The organism is Arcicella sp. (assembly GCF_964672035.1).
Window position 1 is genome coordinate 1 of sequence record NZ_CBABQS010000153.1, and the last position, 4,511, is coordinate 4,511.

The following is a 4,511-nucleotide window of genomic DNA, read 5'->3' on the forward strand; positions in this document are numbered from 1 at the left end:
TCACCAAGTCCGTATCTGCCTCTGATTTAAAAAAAACCAGAACAAGTAGTAAAAGTAGAAAGTGTTTTTTCATAAGTAATGGTTAAAAAACAAAATAACGAATCAAAAATGAGCATTTTTAATTTTTTAAGTGAATTTATTATCCTTAAATAATATGTGTATTACGTATTTATCGCAAAATAACTTAAACCAGATTGAAAGCCTTGGTAATATTACAAACTTTAAATTATTGATTTATCAAAATGAAAACTCAGCTTTTTTTTCGTGTGGTCAAGTGTCTTTCCCCTCGTGGTGATTGTCTTCACTGACCACGAAAATAAGTTATTGGTTTAAAAAAACTTACCAAAATCTAATTTTAAAAATGCAAAAATCAATAAAATACAACGCCTACAAGCAAGCCTTTTCTTTAATGAAGATAGCCAAGGAAAATAAAAGCCTACCTTATTCCATTGCATCAATCGCTATTGCTGAAAGTATCATCTCGGATAGGATGCAGTCATATATTAGTTATAAGGAAAAACATTGGTATGAAAACAAAAAAAATCTAAATATTGGCTCCAAGATATTAGCAGATAAATGTGAAATTCATTTTACAAGATTGCATATAAAATCAAAAAGCGAAAATGTCATTATTGAGTCGATGGATTTATTTAACGATATAAAATTATGGTTAAAATCAAGAAATATTGTATTGCATTCATTTGCAAAATCTAATCATGGTTTGAATATGATAGAATTTTCAGACTTATCATTTATTACCTCAGAAGAAGGCTTAAAACTATGTAGTTTGATATCAAAGTGGTTCAAACAACAAAAACTTTAAAATGAAAACACATTTATTCCCTTTATTATTTTCCATCATATTCCGCCCCAGTGGTCAATGAAAATACTGTCCAGAAAAAAATACTCTTATGAAAAAGATACTCACGATAATCACAATTTTTATCTCTTTTGCTGCCGCTTCACAATCCATTGGAATCAATGCGGATGGAAGTATACCCAATCCTTCAGCCATGCTGGATGTAAAATCAACGACGAAAGGGTTTTTGCTACCACGGATGACCAATGTACAAATGTTGGCTATTCCAACCCCTGCACAAGGGCTTCTTGCATTTTGTACCGATTGTGGTTCAAACGGTGATTACTTATTTTATAAAGGTTCGGCTTGGGTCGCCCTGGGTTCTACAACGGTTGGCACCGCAAATGCTGTTGCCAATGCGAACGGTGCAACCATTACCAATGGGGTTTTAAGTTTGTCACCAGCTGATGGGACTAATCCAGGAATTGTAACCACAAGTGCCCAAACAATCGCTGGGGCTAAAACATTTTCAGCTGATTTAACAGTAAATGGAATAACAATGGGGAAAGGATCAGGAGGAATAGGATCAAACACCGCAATTGGGTTAAGTGCACTTTATTCAAACACCACAGGCTCTTTTAACACTGCAAATGGGTACCAAGCACTTCTATCAAACACTACAGGCAGCCAGAACACAGCAAATGGGAATAAAGCGCTTTATTCAAACACAGCAGGCTACCAGAATACAGCAAATGGAGTGGAGGCACTTTATTCTAACACCACAGGTCCTGGTAATACTGCAACTGGGTCAGCTGCACTTTATTCAAACACCACAGGCTCAGATAATACAGCTAATGGGTCAGGTGCACTTTATAAAAATACCACCGGCTACTACAACACAGCAGATGGATATACTGCACTTTATTCAAACACCACAGGCGGTAATAACACAGCAAATGGGCATAATGCACTTTTCTCAAACACCATAGGCTACCAGAATACAGCAAATGGGTCATATACACTTCAATCAAACACCTCTGGTTGGAATAATTCCGCAATTGGGTTTTATGCACTTTATGCAAATACTACAGGCGCTAATAACACAGCAATTGGGTTAAGTGCCCTTTCTTCTAACACCACAGGTGATGGTAACACAGGAAACGGGGTGGAGGCACTTAACAAAAACACAACAGGTTTTCAAAACACAGCAATTGGGGTAAGTGCCCTTTACGCCAATACAACAGGCCAATTCAACACTGGAAATGGGGTGGATGCACTTCGATCAAACACCACAGGCTCTTTTAATACCGCAAATGGTTATCAGGCACTTAAAACAAACACCACAGGCAGTGCTAATACTGCATTAGGTAAAGATGCTGGATTAGGGATTGTGAATGGCAGTAACAATGTATTTTTGGGATCTTCTTCAAGTGCGACTTCTGACCTAAGTAATGCAATTGCGATTGGATCTCGTGCAATTGTCACTCAATCAAATGCCATTCAGTTGGGGAATTCCTCGATAACAAACGTAAAAACCTCAGGGAATATTTCCGCTAATGGTTTTGCCATAAACGGAGACCCAAAACCTTCGGCAGTAGTGGATTTGAGCAATTCTGTTAAGGGTTTTCTTCCTCCCAAATTGAATAATGCCCAACGAAATGCAATTAATTCGCCAGAAATTGGTTTAACAATTTTTAATACAGATTCAAATTGTATAGAGTTTTATTTGGGAGAAGGATGGTACAACATATGCACACATCAAATATTGACAGTTGCCAATGTTTCAACAAATGAACTTGAAAATATTTCTGAAACATCTGTTAGCGCTGGGCTTGCAATTTCAGGAGACGGAGGCAGTCCAATAATAGAATATGGGATTTGTATTTCATCCACGAATTCAATACCTACAAGTTCAGATAGGAAAGTAGTTTTCGGAAATTCTGCAATAATCCCTTCAAGAGTAATGAATCAAATTACGGGCTTAGATAATTCTACAAGTTACTATTTAAGAGGGTATGCAATAAATTCGAGTGGGATATCTTATGGAATTGTAAGGAATTTTACAACTAAAAATCCTGTTTCGACTCAATTAAAAAATGGTTTGGTTGCCTATTATCCTTTTAATGGAAATGCGAATGATGCCAGTCTAAATAGTTTTAATGGTACTGTTAATGGCCCCATACTTACTTCGGATAGATTCGGTACTGCAAATAAAGCCTATTTATTTGGAGACAATCAAGAAATTATTGTACCAAATACTTCAAATCTGAATACATATCCACTTACTGTTAGTCTATGGTATAAAACCAGTAGACTTTCTGATGGCGAAGAAAGTAATATTTTTTCAAAATATTTACCAGCTTATTGGAATGGTTTTCAGATTGTACTTTCAGATTTTCGGGGTGCTAACGATGGTTTTGGTGTGGCTTCATGGTATTTAAGAAGTATATCTGACCGAGTTATTGGATACTATAATGAGGGTTCATTTACGCAAAAATTTATTGTTAAAGATACATGGTACCATTATGTTTTTGTTTTGGACAAAACTGGTGGAAAGATTTATGTCAATGGAATATTGATTGATTCTCATAGCTGGACTGGTACAGAAGGAGCTTGTTCTAATAACTTATTATGGAAAATTGGAGGAAAATATAACACGTGGTTTAATGGTAAAATAGATGACATAGGAATTTGGAATAGAGCCCTAAGTCCCAATGAAATTACTTATTTATTTGAACATGATTTCATCTTACAATAAGATACCTTAGTAAATTAACGATAGAATAATGTAATTCATCATTACTCAAATAACATCGGACAAATTATAAATCAAATTAAAAATAGGAATAATCTTCCCCCGTGGTCTGTGTCTTCACTGACCACGGAAATAAAGCAAGACAAACTAAATAACATTATTCTGCAGAGTGAATAGTTGATGATATGAGTTTATTCCCCGAAGAACGAACATCGAATAACGAACAACGAGCTGAAAGCGCTTTTGAGTAATAAAACATTAATTAATTATTTATGAAAACGTATCAAAGTACGACTAATCGAAATAGAATCGTATTAAATCATAGAACCAGAGTTAACGTATCCATTAATTTTGTGGTCATGCTTATTGGAGAAACTAATTATACGAATTTCATTCTGGCTGATGGAAGCAAAAAATTAATATCACATCCGATAAAATATTTTGTACCATTTTTGGAAACGCACGGCTTTCAGCGAATTCACCGAGGCAGTATGATAAACCCTATTTTTATGAAAGAATATTGCCACGAAACGAGTACGGTATCCATGAGAAACGGCATGTCTGTGAAAGTGGCTCGAAGAAAAAAAGAGGCATTTTTGGTCTCCCGCACTCGCTCGGCTCCAGCCGAGTGAGCATTATTTTTTAGCCCTCTGGTCGTTTTATAAATTGAGTATTAATTGATTTTTAAACATACGTATTTCATTCTGAAATCAAACAATTTTGCATACATAATACGCCCAGAGGGCTTTTTGATAAGTGTAACTCGGCAATAGCCGAACTACTGCGGGGTAATAATTTTAGAACCAGTGCATATTTTCGAAACAAAAAAAACGTCCAAAGCATTGCTCTGGACGTTTCAGTATCACCTAACCACTAAATATTTTTGATGTTAATCTTCTACTTCTGCTAATTCCTGAACGACTACGGCTTTGTTTTTTCTGAACCATTTATCCCGAA

At 35.6% G+C, this 4,511-nt stretch carries 3 protein-coding genes; all 3 read left to right on the top strand.

What is annotated here, in order from left to right:
* Window positions 1-361 precede the first annotated feature (361 nt).
* The 3 genes from AC1W31_RS20580 to AC1W31_RS20590 all read left to right on the top strand — a co-directional run bounded on the left by AC1W31_RS20580 (window position 362) and on the right by AC1W31_RS20590 (window position 4,186).
* A complete protein-coding gene (locus AC1W31_RS20580; RefSeq protein WP_481736380.1) occupies window positions 362-823 on the top strand; it encodes a hypothetical protein in 462 nt (153 codons plus the stop codon).
* Between the two features lie 88 nt (window positions 824-911).
* Window positions 912-3,557, top strand: coding sequence for a LamG-like jellyroll fold domain-containing protein (locus AC1W31_RS20585; protein WP_481736381.1), 2,646 nt, complete (start codon window positions 912-914; stop codon window positions 3,555-3,557).
* A 269-nt stretch (window positions 3,558-3,826) separates the two neighbouring features.
* Window positions 3,827-4,186 carry a LytTR family transcriptional regulator DNA-binding domain-containing protein gene (locus AC1W31_RS20590; RefSeq protein ID WP_481736382.1) on the top strand — a complete coding sequence of 120 codons (360 nt, stop codon included), beginning with the start codon at window positions 3,827-3,829 and terminating at the stop codon, window positions 4,184-4,186.
* Window positions 4,187-4,511 lie beyond the last annotated feature (325 nt).

Excerpts from the sequence above, each read along its gene's own strand:
- AC1W31_RS20580 (WP_481736380.1), top strand. The coding sequence starts at position 362 with ATGCAAAAATCAATAAAATACAACGCCTACAAGCAAGCCTTTTCTTTA.
- AC1W31_RS20585 (WP_481736381.1), top strand. The coding sequence starts at position 912 with ATGAAAAAGATACTCACGATAATCACAATTTTTATCTCTTTTGCTGCC.
- AC1W31_RS20590 (WP_481736382.1), top strand. The coding sequence starts at position 3,827 with ATGAAAACGTATCAAAGTACGACTAATCGAAATAGAATCGTATTAAAT.